The 16,745-nt window shown below is 67.0% G+C and carries 13 protein-coding genes and 4 pseudogenes; 6 read left to right on the top strand and 11 right to left on the bottom strand.

Annotated features, from left to right (window positions below):
• Positions 1-291: 291 nt before the first annotated feature.
• On the bottom strand, positions 292-1,449 hold the full coding sequence (locus tag ABZ070_RS25965; protein WP_356637740.1) for an FAD-dependent monooxygenase: 1,158 nt from the start codon (positions 1,447-1,449) through the stop codon (positions 292-294).
• A gap of 74 nt (positions 1,450-1,523) precedes the next feature.
• Between ABZ070_RS25965 and ABZ070_RS25960 the strand changes: the two genes are divergently transcribed.
• Together ABZ070_RS25960 and ABZ070_RS25955 are read left to right on the top strand one after the other, a co-directional pair.
• On the top strand, positions 1,524-2,081 hold the full coding sequence (locus ABZ070_RS25960) for a TetR family transcriptional regulator C-terminal domain-containing protein (protein ID WP_356637739.1): 558 nt from the start codon (positions 1,524-1,526) through the stop codon (positions 2,079-2,081).
• 576 nt (positions 2,082-2,657) lie between these two features.
• Entirely contained in the window at positions 2,658-3,302 is a 645-nt protein-coding gene (locus ABZ070_RS25955; RefSeq protein WP_356637738.1) for a hypothetical protein, read from the top strand.
• Positions 3,303-3,839: 537 nt separating this feature from the next.
• Here ABZ070_RS25955 and ABZ070_RS25950 read toward each other — a convergent pair.
• Positions 3,840-4,538, bottom strand: coding sequence for an alpha/beta hydrolase (locus ABZ070_RS25950; RefSeq protein WP_356637736.1), 699 nt, complete (start codon positions 4,536-4,538; stop codon positions 3,840-3,842).
• Between the two features lie 330 nt (positions 4,539-4,868).
• On the opposite strand from ABZ070_RS25950, the gene ABZ070_RS25945 reads away from it, so the two are divergent.
• On the top strand, positions 4,869-6,308 hold the full coding sequence (locus tag ABZ070_RS25945) for an NF041680 family putative transposase (RefSeq protein WP_356637735.1): 1,440 nt from the start codon (positions 4,869-4,871) through the stop codon (positions 6,306-6,308).
• Between the two features lie 41 nt (positions 6,309-6,349).
• Here ABZ070_RS25945 and ABZ070_RS25940 read toward each other — a convergent pair.
• Positions 6,350-6,505 (bottom strand): annotated as a pseudogene (locus ABZ070_RS25940) (MerR family transcriptional regulator); the annotation flags it as partial.
• A gap of 88 nt (positions 6,506-6,593) precedes the next feature.
• Between ABZ070_RS25940 and ABZ070_RS25935 the strand changes: the two are divergent.
• Positions 6,594-6,709 (top strand): annotated as a pseudogene (locus ABZ070_RS25935) (AAA family ATPase); the annotation flags it as partial.
• A gap of 94 nt (positions 6,710-6,803) precedes the next feature.
• Here the strand turns inward: ABZ070_RS25935 and ABZ070_RS25930 are convergent.
• The 5 genes and pseudogenes from ABZ070_RS25930 to ABZ070_RS25910 form a co-directional block, all read right to left on the bottom strand.
• A complete protein-coding gene (locus ABZ070_RS25930; RefSeq protein WP_356637733.1) occupies positions 6,804-7,055 on the bottom strand; it encodes a hypothetical protein in 252 nt (83 codons plus the stop codon).
• Positions 7,056-7,236: 181 nt separating this feature from the next.
• Complete coding sequence (locus ABZ070_RS25925; RefSeq protein ID WP_356637732.1) at positions 7,237-7,617, bottom strand: hypothetical protein; 381 nt, start codon at positions 7,615-7,617, stop codon at positions 7,237-7,239.
• A 2,422-nt stretch (positions 7,618-10,039) separates the two neighbouring features.
• Positions 10,040-11,555 (bottom strand): annotated as a pseudogene (locus tag ABZ070_RS25920) (ISL3 family transposase).
• Positions 11,556-11,841: 286 nt separating this feature from the next.
• The gene (locus tag ABZ070_RS25915; protein WP_356637731.1) at positions 11,842-12,363 is read right to left on the bottom strand and encodes a hypothetical protein; all 522 of its coding nucleotides are present in this window, start codon (positions 12,361-12,363) and stop codon (positions 11,842-11,844) included.
• 499 nt (positions 12,364-12,862) lie between these two features.
• Positions 12,863-13,186, bottom strand: a complete 324-nt coding sequence (locus ABZ070_RS25910) for a hypothetical protein (RefSeq protein WP_356637730.1) — start codon at positions 13,184-13,186, stop codon at positions 12,863-12,865.
• 232 nt (positions 13,187-13,418) lie between these two features.
• Between ABZ070_RS25910 and ABZ070_RS25905 the strand changes: the two genes are divergently transcribed.
• On the top strand, positions 13,419-13,706 hold the full coding sequence (locus tag ABZ070_RS25905; RefSeq protein ID WP_356637728.1) for a hypothetical protein: 288 nt from the start codon (positions 13,419-13,421) through the stop codon (positions 13,704-13,706).
• Positions 13,707-13,864: 158 nt separating this feature from the next.
• Entirely contained in the window at positions 13,865-14,296 is a 432-nt protein-coding gene (locus tag ABZ070_RS25900) for an SMI1/KNR4 family protein (RefSeq protein WP_356637727.1), read from the top strand.
• Between the two features lie 241 nt (positions 14,297-14,537).
• Here the strand turns inward: ABZ070_RS25900 and ABZ070_RS25895 are convergent.
• From ABZ070_RS25895 to ABZ070_RS25885, 3 genes and pseudogenes are all read right to left on the bottom strand, one after another.
• Positions 14,538-15,017, bottom strand: a pseudogene (locus tag ABZ070_RS25895) (transposase).
• 37 nt (positions 15,018-15,054) lie between these two features.
• The gene (locus tag ABZ070_RS25890; RefSeq protein WP_356637726.1) at positions 15,055-15,309 is read right to left on the bottom strand and encodes a DUF6332 family protein; all 255 of its coding nucleotides are present in this window, start codon (positions 15,307-15,309) and stop codon (positions 15,055-15,057) included.
• A 292-nt stretch (positions 15,310-15,601) separates the two neighbouring features.
• Entirely contained in the window at positions 15,602-16,120 is a 519-nt protein-coding gene (locus ABZ070_RS25885; protein ID WP_356637725.1) for a hypothetical protein, read from the bottom strand.
• Positions 16,121-16,745: the final 625 nt, after the last annotated feature.

Below are 16,745 nucleotides of genomic sequence, written 5' to 3'. Positions count from 1 at the left end.
GGTGTGCTCGCTCTAGCCGCGCGGCCGGCGGAGCCGGGGCCCGGAGCGGGGCGGAGACAGGAGCGTCGGGGCCCGGCGCTGGTGGCCGGGGCCGCGCGCGGCGAGCGGAGCGAGCCGCCTTGATGGCGTAGGTAATGAGGCAGGGGATGGGACGACCTTCAGCGAGAGCCAACACAGGTGTCCACAACCGACGATCGTCCGCGGGGGCCATGAGAGTCCGCTGAGTGTCGGCTCCCGGGGGGCTCCCCGCTGCGGCTCCCTTCCTGTGGCACGAGGCGCCGCACGATCGGATCAATTCAGCCGTGGTGGGCCCCAGGCGTGATGCCGAAGGATCATGCGCGTTGCGGCGCGGGAGGGGGTCAGCCGCATCGCCGTGTTCCGCAGGGTGACGGCCAGTGGGTGGGAAAGCTGCTGGCCCATCCGCCCGGCCTGCCGGGCGGCCCGAGCGACCGCCTGGCTGCGCGGTCGGCGCTCGGCGTCGTAGCGGGCGAGCGCGGCTTCGACGGTGGGCTCCGTGGCGAGTGCGGCGGCCAGAGTGACCGCGTCCTCCAGGGCCTGGCAGGCGCCCTGTCCGAGGTTGGGGGTCATTGCGTGTGCCGCGTCACCGAGCAGCGCGGTCCGGCCGACCGTGTACGAGGGGAGCGGCGTGCGGAGTTCGTTGACGTCATGGTGAAGCACGGCGGCGGGCCGGGTCGCGTCCAGCAGCTCGGGAATCGGGCTGTGCCAGGTGTGGAAGCGTCTGCGCAGTTCGGCCAGCGGGTCGGGAAACCGAGTCCCGGCGGGGAGGCTCAGGACCGCGTGCCACTCGGCCCGCCCGTCGCGGAAGGCGATGTGCCCGAACTCGGCCCCGTGCCCCCAGGTCAGCTCGAAGTCGGTGCGCAGGTCGGCCACCTGCTCGGTGATGGCGCGCAGCACCGTCGAGCCGCTGTAGACCGGGCCGGGGTGGGCTGGGAAGAGATGGCTGCGCACTTTGCTGCCGATACCATCGGCCGCCACCACCAGATCGGCGTCGAGGAGCGTGTCGCCGCTGTCGACTCGAACCGCCCCGGCACCGCGCTGCTCGACCGAGCCCGCCTCGGAGCCGATCAGCAGCGCCTCGGCGGGCAGGGAGTCGCGAAGCAGTCGGTGCAAGGTGGAGCGGGGGATGCCCATGATCGGCGTGCCCACCGCCTTCTCCAGCGCCGAGCCGTCCATTCGGGCCAGCCAACCGCCCCGCGGCGTGCGAGTGCCGCCGCTGTACTGGCCTCGCGAGGCATCCCGTACCGCCTTGCCGACGCCGAGTTCGTCCAGTGCCCGCAGGCCGTTGGCAGCCAGTGAGATGCCCGCCCCCGCGTCCTCAAGCGTGGACGCGCGCTCGACGACGGCTACTTCCCACCCGATGCGGCGCAGGCCGATCGCAGCGGCCAGCCCGCCGATACCCCCTCCGACCACCACTGCCGTTTTGCCCATGTTGAAGCCCCCTTCTTCTTCTACACCTGTAGAAGGCGATCCTATCTGAGGCTCTACAGGTGTAGAAAGGTGCCATGGTTTCGGATCGACGCACCCTCCTCGCGGACGCGGCTCTCGACGTACTCGCCGACGAAGGGATCCGCGGCCTGACCCACCGCGCAGTCGACCGCAAGGCGACTATGCCGCCCGGTACCACGTCGGCCTACTTCCGCACCCGAGCCGCGCTGCTCACCGGACTCGTCACACGCCTGGTCCAACTCGACCAGGCGGAACTGCACACGACGGCCGTGGAACTTCCGCCTCTGCGCACCGTCGAGGAACTGGTGGACGGCATGGCGCTGCTCACCCGACAGCGACTCACCGGCGAGGGCCGCCGCCGCTCGCTCGCCCGCTACGCCTGCGCCGTCGAGAGCGTGCGTGATCCTGAGCTGCGCGAGATCCTCCGACCCCGCGAGAACGCCGGCCGCGAGACCGTCCGGCAGTTCCTCACCGCGCACGGCGTGACGGACGTCGAGAACCGCACTCACATCCTGCTGACCTGTATCGACGGCCTGGTCTTCGACCGGCTGGTGAGCGGCGGCGAAGTACCGCGCGAAGCCCTCGAAGGCCTGGTCGCCGCCGCCCTGCGTTAGGACCGGGGCGTCCACGGCGTGCTCGAACCGGGCGTGCGGACCTTCGACTTGTCCTCTTGATCATACTTTGGTCGAGGTTGGAAGCGAGGCATGTCGCGATGTCGGCTGGGGCGCGGAACCTCCGCCGGTACATTCAGCATCAGCCGGCTCGCCCCGGCCCCGCCGAGGTGGGTCGGAGCTGACATCAAAGCGCGCCAAGGACCGCGACGTAGGCTCGTGTCCATGGATGCGCTCTTTCCGTTCCTGATCTTGGTTGGGGCCCTCGCCGCAGTCTTGGGCTTCTTTGCATGGTTGGCAGCGCGTATCCGCCGACGGGGCCTCGCAGGCGCGGCCATGAGTGCAGCCCTGGCCTCATACGAGGAAGCGTTCCGCATCACGGCTCACGAAGCTCACGTTGAGATCCGAGCCCAGGCAGAAGGCAAGGCGCCGATCCTGTCGCCTGACGACCATTGGGGGCGAAGCCCTGGCGAAGCCGGTCAGGCGGAGGCAGAGCACTGTCGACCCCTGCCGCGTCCTCGCCGATCACGACGAGGGCTCGGCCGCTGGGTCGACCGACTGAGGCGTGGTCGCTGATCCGTGAACACCGTGCTGTTGGCTGCCGGAGCAGTCGTTGCGGTGTGCGTCACTGCGTTCCTGACGGATCGGGTTCTCCTGGCAATGGAGGCCCGGGGCTGGATCTACTGGCGCAGGACCAAGAGCCTGTCGTCCATCGGTGTCGACCTCATCCAGGATGGTGACCCCGGAGCCCAGACCGTCAAACGCGCCATGGAACAAGAACGCGTGCGCAAGAACGTCAGGCCGGCAGAAGACCCGCCCTTCCATGTGGACCTGAACGCCGGCACGGTCCGCATTCGCCGCGCCGGCCGCGACGCCATCCTGCGCGGCACCGCCTTTGGCCCCACGCAGGTGCGCCTCCACCAGATCTCCGTCAACCATCTTCTCGGCGACGCCGGCACGGCCATCGAGCACGCCCGCCACGTTCAGCCCGCCGCCCTGCCCACCACCGAACGCCAGGCCCGATACTGGATCGACGTCGCCCGCGCCTTCGACCAATGGGGCAAGCCGGACCGGTGCTACCGGGCACTCCTGGCCGCAGAGCACGCCGCACCCCAAGAAGTCCGCCGCGCATCCGTACGAACGATTGCCGCTGACCTCATGCAGCACGACCGAGCCCTGCCGGGCGTACGCGCCTTCGCGACCCGCATCCAGGCCCTCGCCTGACGCCCGGCCGCTCGCGGCTGCCTCGCCTTTGCAGACTGCCCGCTAGGGTCTTCGTTCAGCTCGATCGGCCGAACCAGCGCCGCAGGCCTCGCCGACGGGCGGGCGGGGCGGGCCGCACGGGGATCGGCGGAGCAGGCGGCATCGGCGGTATTGGTGACGCTGTGGGCTGCGGCGGGGCCTCGGGCATCGGCTCGGGAGATCTGTGCGGAACGCTCTGGGCGACGAGCCTGACAGCGCTCTTCCAGGCACTGGCTGACGCCTTGGAGTCGGGCAGCCCCTTCCTGCACTACATGCCCACGACCCACGAAGATGCATCGGGCCCTCACTGCGTTGAGTGGGAGATCCGACGCTGATCGTGGCGAGCTATACCTTCTTTGCCCACACGTCGTTCGGATGCCTCTGCGTGTGAGGCATCCAGTACGACACCCAGCCCGTCGCATGACGCCGATTCACTGCGCTCACCGCAACCCAGCACAGTGTCCTTGCCATCGACCACCGCGAACGCGAAGGCGACACCCCTGGCCCACTGATCAGATTTCAGGTATTGGTGACTTCGCGGGCCGCGGCTTCGATGAGGTCGGTGACCGGACCCGGCTGGGAAGCGAGCGAGGCGTGGCCGGCGTCGAGTTCGATGAGTTTGCGCGGGTTCATGCGCTGGGCCATGCGGCGTTCGTTGTCGGGGTGGATCATGCGGTCGGCGGTGGAGACCTGGTACCAGCAGGGCTTGGTCTTCCAGGCCGAGGCGGTGACGTTGTCGCCGAACGTCGAGCCGAGCGGCGCCTTCTGGGTGACCGCCATGACCAGGGCTTCGTCGGCGGCCAAGTCCTGGCAGAAGCTTTCGTGGAACTTGTCCTGCTTGATCCAGAGGTAGCCGTCGGAGTCCGGGGCGATGTTCTCGAACGCGGCCGGAGGCTTCTCCTGGCTGATCTGCCCCGGACTTTCGCCCGCGTCGGGGGCGAACGCGGCGATGTAGACAAGGCCCGCGACATTCGGCAGGTCTCCCGCCTCGGTGATCACCGCACCGCCGTACGAGTGGCCGACGAGGAGGACGGGCCCGTCGATCTGCTTGACCATCTTGCGCGTGCGCTCAGCGTCGTCGGCCAGCGAGGTGAGCGGGTTCTCCACGGCGTGGAGGTCGCCGTAGCCGCGCCGGTTCAGTTCGACGATGACCTTTCCCCAGTGGGCGGCACCGCCCCAGAAGCCATGGACCAGGACAATAGCGGGACTGTTGGCCATGATGATGCGCCGTTCCGTTCGAAAGTTCGTGCCCCCGCACCTGTCACGCTAGGCCCGGTCGAACGGCGTGGCGACCGCATGCGCCCGGACGGCGTACGCGGCTCGCGGCCGCTGCCGTCACCCAGCTCGTCGCAGGTCATACCAGCCTCAGCCACTCATCGTGTTTTCAGCGGAGGATCAGAAACAGGTACTCAGCTTGTTCTTTAACCTCGGGTGTCGAAATGTGCCTCGAACTAGGTCGCTGACCTGGGCATTCTCGGGACGCTGAGGCGGCCTTCGTTTGATCATGTGCTCCGGCCGAGGTGCACCGAACAAACGAAGGCCGTGAGGGTGAGTCTGCTGTCTGATGCTGTTGTGGGGGATGCGCTCGCGGAAGCGTCACGCTTTCGGGACGAGTTGTACGCGTGTCTGACGCGGCGGGGCGACGAACTGTTCGAGCTGGCGGATGCGGTGTTGTGTGCGCCGGGTGCGGTGCACTCTGCGGTGGAGCTGACGCTGCTGCCCGAGCACCGGCGTGGACACGGAGCAATGTATGACGGCCTCAACCACGGTCGGATCGACGCCGACCGGCTGCGTTCGCTGCTGTCCGGCCTGCCGCTGCCCCGCTTCCCGGACGGGCGCCTGGTGCTGGCCGTGGATGTCTCGTCATGGCTGAGGTCGGACGCACCGTGCTCGCCGGACCGGCTGTTCTGTCACGTCTACGGCCGTGCGAAGACGGCCTCGCAGTTCATCCCCGGCTGGCCGTACTCGTTCGTCGCGGTGCTGGAGACGGGTGCGACGTCCTGGACACAGATCCTGGACGCGGTCCGGCTCGGACCGGCCGACGATGCCACCGCCGTCACCGCCGCCCAGCTTCGCGACGTCGTCGAACGGCTGATCGCCGCGGGGCAGTGGCAGCCCGGCGAACCGGACATCGTCATCGTGACCGACGCCGGCTATGACGTCACCCGCCTGGCCTGGGTCCTGCAGGATCTGCCGGTCGAGCTGGTCGGGCGGATCCGCGGCGACCGCGTGATGCGGTTACCGAAACCGTCCCGGGTCTACGACCCGAAGGGCGGACGGCCGCCCAAGCACGGACCCGAGTTCCGCTTCGCCAGGCCGGAGACATGGCCCGAGCCGGCGGTCACCACCCGCACGGCAACGGCGAATTACGGCAAGGCAATCACGCAGGCGTGGGACCGGGTCCACCCCCGGCTGACCCACCGCGCCGCCTGGCTCGACCACAAGGGCGAACTCCCGCTCGTCGAGGGCACGTTGATCCGACTGGAGGTCGAGCACCTATCGAAGGCCCGTGCGGCGCCGGCGGTGTGGTTGTGGTCCTCGAAGACCGGCGCCGCCGACGCAGATGTCGACCGGGCCTGGCAGGCCTTCTTGCGCAGGTTCGACCTGGAGCATACGTTCCGGCTGTTCAAGCAGACGCTGGGCTGGATCCGGCCCCGACTTCGGGAACCGGAAGCGGCCGACCGGTGGACCTGGCTGATCATCGCCGCATACACCCAACTCCGGCTCGCCCGCCCACTCGCCCGGGACCTGCGGCACCCCTGGGAGAAACCGGCACCACCAGGCCGGCTCACTCCCGCCCGGGTTCGCCGCACCTTTCGGAACCTCCGCCAACACATGCCCTGCCCCGCCAGAGCACCAAAACCCCACCGCCCCGGCCCCGGACGCCCACGCGGCACGAAAAACAAACACCGAGCACCCCACTACGACGTGGGCAAAACCGTCCGACGCGAGAAGACACTCATCGCCCTACAACGGCTGAAAGGTTAAAGAACAAGCTCAGTGAGGCTGACACGAGCAGAACCAAGTGCTCAGCCGGTCTGGGCAGCTGCCTGCAGTGGACACCCAGTACCGGCGCGCGCTTTGAGGTCGGCCCGAAGGGCGGCGAGCGGGGCCATGCGCGCGTCGATGACCCGAATTTTCGCCTCGAACAGCGCGGACAACGCCTCAGCGGTATCGGGGGCGTCAGGGTCGAAGGGACCAATCCCCGCGGGCGCGAGGAGCAGACCGGCACGCGAAGTCGTATCGCGCGATACAGGGGACCATCCCAGCGGGTGCGCGGCCATCGTCTACCGGCTCACGTTCAACGGCACCATCATTGAGACCGGCACCGACTCTTCCGCCTCGCCAGCACCCGGGCCCGAGCTGAGGAGCCCGCCAAGGCCGGCTGACGTCTGCCGTTGCCTGACTCGACTGCCGCCCTGACGGGCGGCAGGCCGGCCCGCATTCGCGGGCAGTGCTGTCCTGTCGCGAGATTCGATCGGCTCAGACTTCAAGGCTGCCGTCATCGAGCGGACGCAGGCGGCGCCTGGCCTCCGCCAGCCGCACGTCATAGTCGGGGAAGAATAGAGCGGGGAGCATCTTGTCGAGCTGGCCAGCGATTCTATGGATCGGTGCCCACGCGGCTGGATCGTCGACCGTGTTGCTGAGGTCGGTCATCTGCAGCCGCTCCAGCCAGTCCGACAGGATCGTCACTTCGTCGCGGGTGAGCTTGATCGTGATCTCTGGGTCTTCCATCCCGGTCCCACCCCTTTGAACAGGCGACTCAACGTTCGACGGCACGAGTCGCAGCCACACACGTACGCGGCCTCCCCGCGCGCGGTGCGCGGGCGGGGCCGGCAGGAGGCTCGTGTTATCCGGCCGGTCAGCGCGTCGTGTCGTCGGGCAGCCGGCACCTCGGCACTGTCGCTGATGCGGATCAGTTCGGCGTCGTTGGCCCTGCGGACGGTGATGCGTTGTTGGTGGGCTGCGAGGTCTCCCCGTGGGCCGTGATAACGGTCTTCACGTCGTCGGTGAGCGCGGTTGCGGATAGGCCATCGGTGCTGAGGTCGACCAAGTTGCAGCGGCCGAGGGGATGTAGTCGAACTCGGCGCCGCGCAGCGTGACATGGATTCCGAACAGCGGCGGCAGCCGTGGTGTCCAGGGCAGCGCCTGTGCCGACGTTCCACGCCCAGCCGTCGGCGGTCTTGCCCTCTTGGTCGCGGTCGGCGGTCACGGTGATGACGGCTTCGGGGTCGGTCGCAACGGCGCGGGTGAGTGACTGCAGGAGGGTGGATACCTCCGCCGGGTGGAAGCGCATCCGCAAGTTGTCGAGTTGGCCGGTGACGGCGAGGCTCGATCCGCCGATGAGCCTCCTGTAGATTGCCGGACGGCGACATGCACGGGCATCAGCACGTCGGTCGCTACCGCACGGATCAACCGCCGCTCGCTGGTCGTGGGGGCGGTAACGACGGGGGCGTGTGGGATCTGGGGCGCAACGAGCAATGGCCTCGTTTTGCCCGGATGACGGCGGTGTCGAAGCAGTTGCTGTGTCCCGGATCGCCGATCGTCCGATCGCGGTGACGGCGGTGTGTGGTCCCGACGACCGCCGCCGCCGCGGACAGGGCGACGCGGAACTGGCCGTCGCCGAAGACTGCTTGGGCTGCCGCGTTCGCGCGTGTGACCCCGCGTGGCGGCTGCGCGTGCCAGAGCCCGAAGAGCACCGAGGAAATGACGGTGCCCATACAGGCCCCCACCGTCGCCAACCATGGCCCACAGCACGCTGCGGATGCGATCTTCTCAAGCGCCACTGTGCCGAGCGGTAAGCGGACCAGCACGCCGTACACCAGTTCTTCGGGAGACAGGCCACGACCGCTCGTCCTGGAACGCCTCCGGTGTGAGGCAATGCAAGGCCCACTGACAAGACCACCAGCGGACGGCGCGGCAGCCCGGGCGGCGGGGTCGTCACGCCCAGGACACTGTGCGGCCGTAACGGCGCGGGCGGTCGACAGCTCCCTCTGTCGCCGGCTGGTGCCGGGGTGTCCGCCAGGACGGTCTCGGCGCCGGGTCGTCCGGCACAGCGGCGCGACCACCGTCGGCGTCACCGACCGTGCGCCGCCTCCGGCCTGCGGGCCGAGGTAGTCGGCTGCTCACGGCCAACGAGCGGGACGCCAGGAGTCGGACGACACGGCAGTACCTCCGCTGGCGGGGCGGATGGCCGAGGCTTCGTGGCGGCGCTCTTTTTCATGGGCGTTGGACACCGCGGACGGAGTCAAGCAAGTCCAGAGAGCGCCCAGAGCGTTGCCCGAAGACCGCAGTGAAGCAGAGGAGTCCCACTCCGCCCATAACGTAAGGCACGGCGCTTGAGGGCAGGCCGAGCAAGGCGATACCCCAAGCACAGGACACGGTTAGCACTACGGCCATCAGCAGCCGCAGCCATTCACGGCTGGCGACCGGTTCCAAGCCAGACAGTTGGCTCTCATCGAGTAGGGCGCCGATGCGGCCATCCACGTAGCGTTCGCAAATCGTGAGCATGAGGTCTGCGATTTCCTTAAGTGCTTGGTCCCGATCTGTGTCGAGCTTCCTTTCCGCCTGCTGGAGCGCCGCAATTACGAGTTTGCTGTGGCGTCTCAGCCCTGCCTTTCGGTGCGAGCGGTACGGCAGAGAGCGGGAGGACCCAGGAATGCGAAGTATGCAGGTACAAGCAATTTCAAGAGCGATGGCCAGGTTTCGCAGAGTTCGAGACTCCGCCTCCTCCCTCCCGTCAAGGAAGCCGCAGTATCCGATGACTGAAACGCAGGCCAGGACGAGAGGGTATCTTTTGTGTGGCCAAGAACGTCTGCGCTGCATTCTGTACCTTCGCCACTGGCCGACCAACTCAAGGGTTACCGACGTGAAGAGGATGATGGCTCCGATGGAGTACGCCCTGGCCCAAGGCGACGTTCGCTCCCAGTCAACGAAAGCCTCCCAAAAGTTCACCCAAGGATCAACGAAGGAGCGGCTGACATCGTTGGGGTCAGCGATGGAGAGTACGTAGAAGACAGCCGTAGAAGCAACAGCTAGAATTAAATATTCGACCCTGACAAGCCAAAGGAAAGAGACTTCTTCGTAGTAACCCTCACGCACAGCGTTCTGGAGCTGCGGGGATGCAGTGCGAGTTCCTCCCGATAGTTGCGCAACATCAGACCGCAGACCCAGAAGGGCCCTGGCGACGAAGCGTTCTCTCGTGCTCAAGGCTCGACGCAAAGCCCGTGCGGGGTTCATCGCCTGAAGGAAGTTCATTTTTCCCCCTGAAAGTTCCTCGTCCCCACAGCTTCCCAGCCGGATGCCGACCAGGGGGCGGCAATGTGGCTTTCCAACCCAGCGCAGGCGCTCGCCGGGGGCCGTCATGGGACCCCATACGCCCCGGACTGCGAGCGGCGAACGACAGATCCAAGCGGCCGACCCCTGCGCCGCGGCGGCATGGGACGCAGCGCTCGGTCAGTCGATGAAGCCGCGAGGAATGGCACCGAGCCCCTACCGAACCCGGTGGGTAGGTGCTGGCCTTCCAGCGCCGGGTTCGGGAAATCCACCACCCCGCAGCTGCCACCCCCAAGAACCTGCTCTTCACCGAGCTGAGCCACATGGTCACCCGCAAGACGCACCGAAACGAAACCGCCCCGCCCGGCACCTAGTCATCAGCCAAGCCAGGACTGTAAATCGTTCGGCTCTGTCCCGTAGTCGGTGGTGACGCCGGGTGTCCGTCAGGGCAGGAGGATGCGGTGACGGAGGAGGTCGAATCCGGCGCGCCCGTGCATCTGTCTCATGATCCTCTTGGTGCGGGTGTTGACACCTTCGGTCCGGCCGTTGTGGTAGGGCAAGGTGAGACCGGCGTTGACGGCGGACCGGTCGACTTCGAGACCGTTGGTGAAACTGCGCAGGTGGGGCAGACCGACAGCACGGGCCGCTGTGATCCACTCGGTGAGTTTCACGTCGTTGCCCGCGGCCGGTTTCAGCAGGGCGGCGAAGCCTCGTATGAGATCGGCGAGTGCGGTCATCTCCGGGCAGGCCGCGGTGATCTTCTCCAGCAGGGTCGTTTCCTTCGGGCGCAGGTTTTCAGGGTCGGAGAGCAGGAGGCGGCTGGCGTGACGTGGGGTAGTGACGGGGCGGTCGCCCTCAACCCGGCCCTGGTTGAGGTAACGGACGAGCAGGTTGGCGCTGCCGGTGTAGCCCAACTCTCGGATCTCCTGCAGCAGGTGGGTGACGGGCACGGCGGGGTCGGCCTGCCTCCGCTCGCGCAGGTGGTTGCGGTAGGGGTCGACCAGGGTGGGCCGGTAGGCGGGGGCGATGCGCAGGGTCTGGGGTTCGGGCATGCGGGCATAGCGTTTGACGGTGTTCAGGGCCACTCCCAGGCGGCGGGAGCAGTCGAGCAGGCCGACGCCTTGGCCGAGGAGACCGTGGACCTTGTTCCAGCGTTCGCGGGTGGTCTGCTCGCGTACTCCGCCGGGGCGGGGCGGGGCGGGGCGGGTTGATGGTGGCCCAGCATCCGGCGTGCGCGCGGACCTCGAGCTGCACTTTGTCGCAGAGATTTCGCCAGAGGTGCCATCGGTCGCTGACCTGCACCGCGTCGGGCAGGGCGCGGCGGACGGCCTCGGCATAGGTGGCCGAGCCGTCCCGGCAGACGACCTCGGCACCAGGATGTTCGCGCAGCCAGGACTCCAGGGTGGCCGCCTCTCGGTCGGGCAGGACCGCAACGCGTCGGCCGGTCTCGGCATCCGTGATGATCGTGGCGTAGCGGTGGCGGCGGCGCAGGGCGAAATCGTCCACGCCGATCACCCGAGGGACCGCCTGCTGAGGCAGTGGTAACCGCCGCAGATGACGCAGCGCGGTGTTGTGGGACACCGGCACGGCGAGCAGGCCGGCCAGACGTGCGGCCGCCCGGCCGCATAACTCCCGCGCCACCTGGGATATCTGGGCGGCCAGCCGCACCGTGCGGCGCTGATGACGCTCCAGCAGCCCGGAAATCTGCTCGCGGAAGGTCTGCCGTCGGCAGCCCAGAACCGGACAGACCAGCCGCCTGACTTGCAGGCGCACGACAACTTGACGGCCGTCAACCGGCACGTCCGCCACCGTCCGCCCGTGGTACCCGTGCACCTTCGCCGTCGGTGTCCCACACACCGGACACTCCACCGCCTCCTTCCGGGTGCGCGCCGTGACCACTACTGCGTCACCGCCGTCCGTCACGTCCTCGACGACCAGCACCGATAGCCGAGAAAACACCGTTCCCATAAGGGAGTTGATATCCACCACGAGAGCATGATCACGGATGGCTACCCGGCGTCACCACCGACTACGGGACAGAGCCGCCCATTTGACAGGCCCCGCCATCGATCTCGCAGCAGACCTGAACGCACGGCGCCCCCGGCACGGATGCGCCGGGGGCGTTGGGGTTGGAGTAGGAACGGCCCAGGAAACCGGTGTTGCTGTCAGAAGTTTTGACGCCAAGGGTGTGAGGGGCCGCCCGCCCTGCGTCCGGACAGCCCCTCAGCGGGAACGCGTCAGCCTTCTAGGCGTTGTTGTTGATCCACGGTGCGTCGCTGATGTCGCTGGGAGTGCAGGAGGTGTTCAGAAGGTCGCGCCGGCAGGTCTGGAAGCGAACCCTGCTGCCTTGGCCTTTGTAGTAGTTGGTGCTGGAGGACTCGTAGTAGTCCTTGTTGCACGCACCCCAGTTGGGGGCACCCAGGTTGTTGTTGCACCAGCCGTGTCGGTACGGCTGCCATCCGCCGTTCGCGTCCCTGAGCCAGTTCTCCCAGTAGATGAAGGTCTGGTTCCCTTCCGCGAGGGAGTCCTGGATGCTCCACTTGTCGCCGTACCGGCTGAAGCAGCCTTTGGCGGTCCTGTCGTACGACAGCGATTTGGGGTTCCAGACGAAGACTTCGGAGCAGGACTCACCCGCCGATTCATAGGAGAGCGTGGACATCTGATCTTCGAACGGTTTCTCGAAGTCCGCGGCGAGGGCCTGGCCCTGCCCCGCTATGAGAACGGTGAAGATGACTGCAATCGCTGCGACTACGGAACGGATGCGCATCTGTCTCCTCGGAGATCACGCGGACGAATGGAGAAGCTTCCGGGTGGCTGCCAGGAAAACCGCGGTCCGCCTGGCGACGCCGTACCAGGCCGATGACTTCACCTTGGTTTCGGCTTGGTTCCTCGCGGCATCGAGCTTGCCGACATCGTCCGCGCCGGAGCAACAGTTTGCGATGTCCCGGACAACCGATACCTGTCCGACCTGGTCAGCGGCTTGTCCCGGACACTGTCCGGTTCGCTGGGCGTGACGCCCAGGGCCTCGCGCGCACCGGCTCTGACACAGTTCCTCAGCGCGTCCAGGGCTCGCGGCGACATCATGCACATCGCCGCCAGCCTCTACCGCAAAGGCCTGCTCCGCCCGGTCGTCCTCGTCCAACGCGGGCACTCCGGGTCGGGTCGCGTCAGGCGGTGGCCCAGCGCATCCACGCCGGACCGGGTCCGGGAGCGGATCGCAGCGCGAACGCGAACGGCGACATGCGGCAGGTGGTCCGCAGGGGGCCTCACGCCACGTGCAGGTGCCGACCTCGGCGCGGGGGCCCCTCGTCCTTCGTGGCGGGCGGTTCCGGCACGGCCTGGAGCGGCCCCGTCTCGGCGGTGTCCTCGGGCTTGCGGTTCAGCTTCGACCTAAGGCCGTTGAGCTTGCTCTTGATGTGCGGCGCGGCCTTCACGGCGACGGCACCGAGCGCGGCGGCGGCGACGGTGGCGGCGACGCCGATCACCACGCCGTTCGCGACGCCTTCCTGACGGCCTTCTTCCCTCGCCTCAGCCCTGATCTCGTCGAGTTCGGCGTCGGTCGGGTAGAGCACGGCGTGTCCAGCGAGCACGTTAGCGGCGTCCCGCAGGAGGGCGCTGATCCCCCGGCACTGCTCGAATCCGAGAGACTCATCCCAGCCGGGCGTTCCACCACGAACACGTCTCGGATGGTCCCGGTCTCTTCGTCATAGGCCATAGGAGCACTGTATGGGGCGTCGCCTTTGCCGGGACGGTGTATCCGGCAGGTGGCCCTTGGCCGAGGTGCTCTTCTGCCGGCGGCGCTGCCGCACCACAATCTCGGACATGCGAGAAGAGGACCTCTACACCGAGCAGCACTTCGGCGACGAGCAGCAATCCGTCGCTGATGCGCCGCAGTGGGAGCAGCAGGCGTTGCCGACGACGAGGCTGAACGGGAAGAGGAATCCGTACCCGGACTCCATGACGGCGAAGGTACTGCTGGGCGACTGCACCATGCGATCGAACAGCAGGTTCTCAACAGGTATCCGGGCTTGTTCAAGCCTGAGGAAATCCACTCATTGGAGAATCTGCGCGGGATCCCTAAGGGAGATATCAATAGCCGGGTGCACCTGAGCGAGATACGGGTCGAGTGGAACAGATTCTACGAATCCCACCCCAACCCCACTCGCCAAGAGGTGCTCGATCATGCGACAAAGGTTGACGATAGGCTGGGAAACTGGTTCAACCCCAGAATCCGATAAGCCGATGTGTGCGATTTCCTTGGAGGAAGAGTGTGGCGTGAGCTCGTAGAGCAGTACGACGGAGCCGAACTGCAGGATCCGACCACCCCCGAAGAACTACGCGAACTGGAAGAAGCCCTCGGCCAGACACTGCCCGGGCCTCTGCGTGATCTGCTTCTTGAGTCGAACGGCGTCATGGACGAGGATGGAACCGACGTCGTCTGGCCCACGGCCCAGATCCGCGATAATAACCATCAATTCCGGACGAACGAATCCTTCCGGGATCTGTACATGCCATTCGGCCCTCTGATGTTCTTCGGCGACAACGGGGGCGGTGATCAATTCGCCTTCCCCCGCTCCCCTGAGCGTGACGATGTGTTCGTGTGGGATCACGAGAACGACAGCCGCAACTGGGTGGCGTCCGGACTGGAGGCGTACCTACGCAACGCTCTCGAGAACGCCGGTGAAGACTGGTACCGCTGAGAGGATCTCCTGCTGCATGCCCTGGCCCATCTGACTGGCGACCAGGGCAGCTGGACGAGGGCCAGAGGCGGCAACTGCTCTCGCACAGGTGCGGGGAGCAGTCGCTGTACGCCAGCGACAGCGCCGACACAGGGGGACCATCCCCGCGGGTACGGGGAGCAGTTGTTGTCGATGTCGGCAGGCGTCCGCTTGCCGACGGGACCATCCCCGCAGATGCGGGAAGCAGGTGTAAGAGGTCATCTCATTTGGCGATTCTGCGGTAGCAGATAAGGGTGCAGGCGATGCTCGTGAAGGTGAGGAAGTGCTCGGCCATGCGTTAGTAGCGGCGGTGCTGGCGGCGGCAGCCCGCCAGCCAGGCGGACCTGTCAGGTCCCCCTTTGCAGGGCTCGCATGTTCACCGAGTCGATCGCGCGCCGCGACCAGTCCAGGTCACTGCGGGCACCGAGTTCGTCGAGGACCAGGCGGTGGAGCTTGGCCCAGACTCTGGCCTTCGTCCACTCGGTGAACCTGCTGTGGGCCGTCGCGCCGGATGGCCCGAACGACACGACGGGCAGTTGTTGCCATGTACAGCCTGACGTCGCCACGAACATGATCGCCGCCAGCACCTCGCGGTCACCGTGGCGACGCCGGCCACCACCTGCGGTCGCGATGACGCTTCCGGAACCACCCGCTGGAACAACTGCCACAACTCATCCGGCACCAGCCGCTCAACGATCCCCACGCCGGGAGGCTATCGACCGCAAAGGGAAGGGCCGTAGTCAGTGGCCCATTCGGCGCTGCGCGTCGAACCGAAGCAGCACCCGTACCAGACGCCACACTCCGGCCACCGCTCCGAGCAGTGCGCCCCCTGCCAACATGCCTCTCTCTGCCGAGCCAGAGAGGTCAAGGGCCAGGACGAGAGTCCAGGCGACGGCAAAGATCACCCCCGCCAGCACGGCGGCAGTCACCAGGGCGAAAACGATCTCCACCGTCATTGCGTCCTTGTCCCACCGCGACTCACGCCCCATGTCCATGCTGCAAGTCTCACATCGCGGTCAAGTCACCGCGCCTGCGCCTGGCCGCTGACTCTCACGGGCGGCTCGATCGCCAATTGAGATGACTTCTAAGGAGGTCCGCCCGTGGCGTACACGCCGGGACCATCCCCGCGGGTCCTAGCCGGTTGGATGCGGCACGGGAGTTGAGTGTGGCTGATCAGCCGGGTGGCGCGCGCTCTTCAGATCGTTGCCCGCCGCGCAGGTGATCGTTTGCCCAGCGCTCCTCGTAGCGAAGAGATATCACGGACACTGCTGGGAGGTCACCGGCTGGTCACCACACGTCGACGGACCAGACGTCGCCCCTCTGATGTCCGTCTGGATCTGGGTCGCCTGACCCGTACGGGTCAGGGTCAACGACGACATGGATGCGGGCAGCGGACGCGGATACGCGGTAGCAGTCCATGTCACTCGACGTGTTGTGCGTGTCGAGTTCGATCGTGTGGCCCAGGGCCAGGATGGCGGCCTGCAGTTCCTTGAAGGGGACTCTGGGGGCGAACTCCCCGTACTCCCGCGAGAGCGGACACGGCACGGTGCTAGGGGACTGGTCGTACAGCAGTCGTTGGATCTTCACGCCGAAGCCGAAGCACGACATCCGCCCTTGCCGCCCTGGCTGGTCCGGCGAGAAGTTGATTTCCACGAGCCCGTAGTCCCGCCGCAGTAGGTCACCACCGGGAACATCGAGGCATGTCGCCCCCAGGGCGGCCTCCCAGGTTTCCGGGTCGGCACCGAGGCCAACTCCCAGGACCTCACCGCAAACGGCGACGTGAGCGTAGAAGTCCAAAGCGGACACCCGCCAACTCCCTCAACTATCCGGACAGGGCACCACTTGCTGATCTCTGCACAGGACAGGCGGACCAGCGCCCCGTATTCGGTGATCGTACAGAGCAGCCAGTCAGGGTAGTCGCCGGGTGAGTTCGTCGCGTCGTCAAAGTCGAAGTCCCAGGCGGGATGTGTCTTTCAGATCAGCCGTGGTCTTCCCAATCCTCCTGGCAGAACCGGGCTTCGCTCACCATGTCCCGTCAGCTAAGCCGGGACCCGCGCGTGGGTCGCCGCAGCCATCAGCTGGCATGCAGGTTCTGGCTTACCAACGTTCAGGGTTCCGGGAACCTGCGCGCTTCCCGCCCGGGAGGGCAAGAGCCGGTCGCTCGCATCGAGTGCCGCGGCGGCGCCCGGTTCGCCTGGCTCTACCGGGTGGAGCTCGCCCTGCCGAAGCGCACCCCCAGCCTCGCTCAAGAGCCGTCCTGGACCGCGCGATGGCAGCAAGGACCACGTGTCCACGCTGCCGCCGCCGCAGCTAGCAAAATGGGCCCTGCGGGCTGACCTAAAGAGATCCCGGCTCGCCGTCGGCGACGAAACGTGTCAGGGATTGCTCCAGCAGTTCCAGAAACTGCCGCAGGTGATCGGCCACCTTGTCG

Source organism: Streptomyces sp. NPDC006283, from assembly GCF_040613325.1.
GTDB lineage: Bacteria > Actinomycetota > Actinomycetes > Streptomycetales > Streptomycetaceae > Streptomyces.
This window is presented reverse-complemented; position numbering and strand designations above follow the sequence as displayed.

Excerpts from the sequence above, each read along its gene's own strand:
- ABZ070_RS25965 (WP_356637740.1), bottom strand. The coding sequence starts at position 1,449 with ATGGGCAAAACGGCAGTGGTGGTCGGAGGGGGTATCGGCGGGCTGGCC.
- ABZ070_RS25960 (WP_356637739.1), top strand. The coding sequence starts at position 1,524 with ATGGTTTCGGATCGACGCACCCTCCTCGCGGACGCGGCTCTCGACGTA.
- ABZ070_RS25950 (WP_356637736.1), bottom strand. The coding sequence starts at position 4,538 with ATGGCCAACAGTCCCGCTATTGTCCTGGTCCATGGCTTCTGGGGCGGT.
- ABZ070_RS25930 (WP_356637733.1), bottom strand. The coding sequence starts at position 7,055 with ATGGAAGACCCAGAGATCACGATCAAGCTCACCCGCGACGAAGTGACG.
- ABZ070_RS25925 (WP_356637732.1), bottom strand. The coding sequence starts at position 7,617 with ATGCGCTTCCACCCGGCGGAGGTATCCACCCTCCTGCAGTCACTCACC.
- ABZ070_RS25915 (WP_356637731.1), bottom strand. The coding sequence starts at position 12,363 with ATGCGCATCCGTTCCGTAGTCGCAGCGATTGCAGTCATCTTCACCGTT.
- ABZ070_RS25905 (WP_356637728.1), top strand. The coding sequence starts at position 13,419 with ATGCGAGAAGAGGACCTCTACACCGAGCAGCACTTCGGCGACGAGCAG.
- ABZ070_RS25890 (WP_356637726.1), bottom strand. The coding sequence starts at position 15,309 with ATGGACATGGGGCGTGAGTCGCGGTGGGACAAGGACGCAATGACGGTG.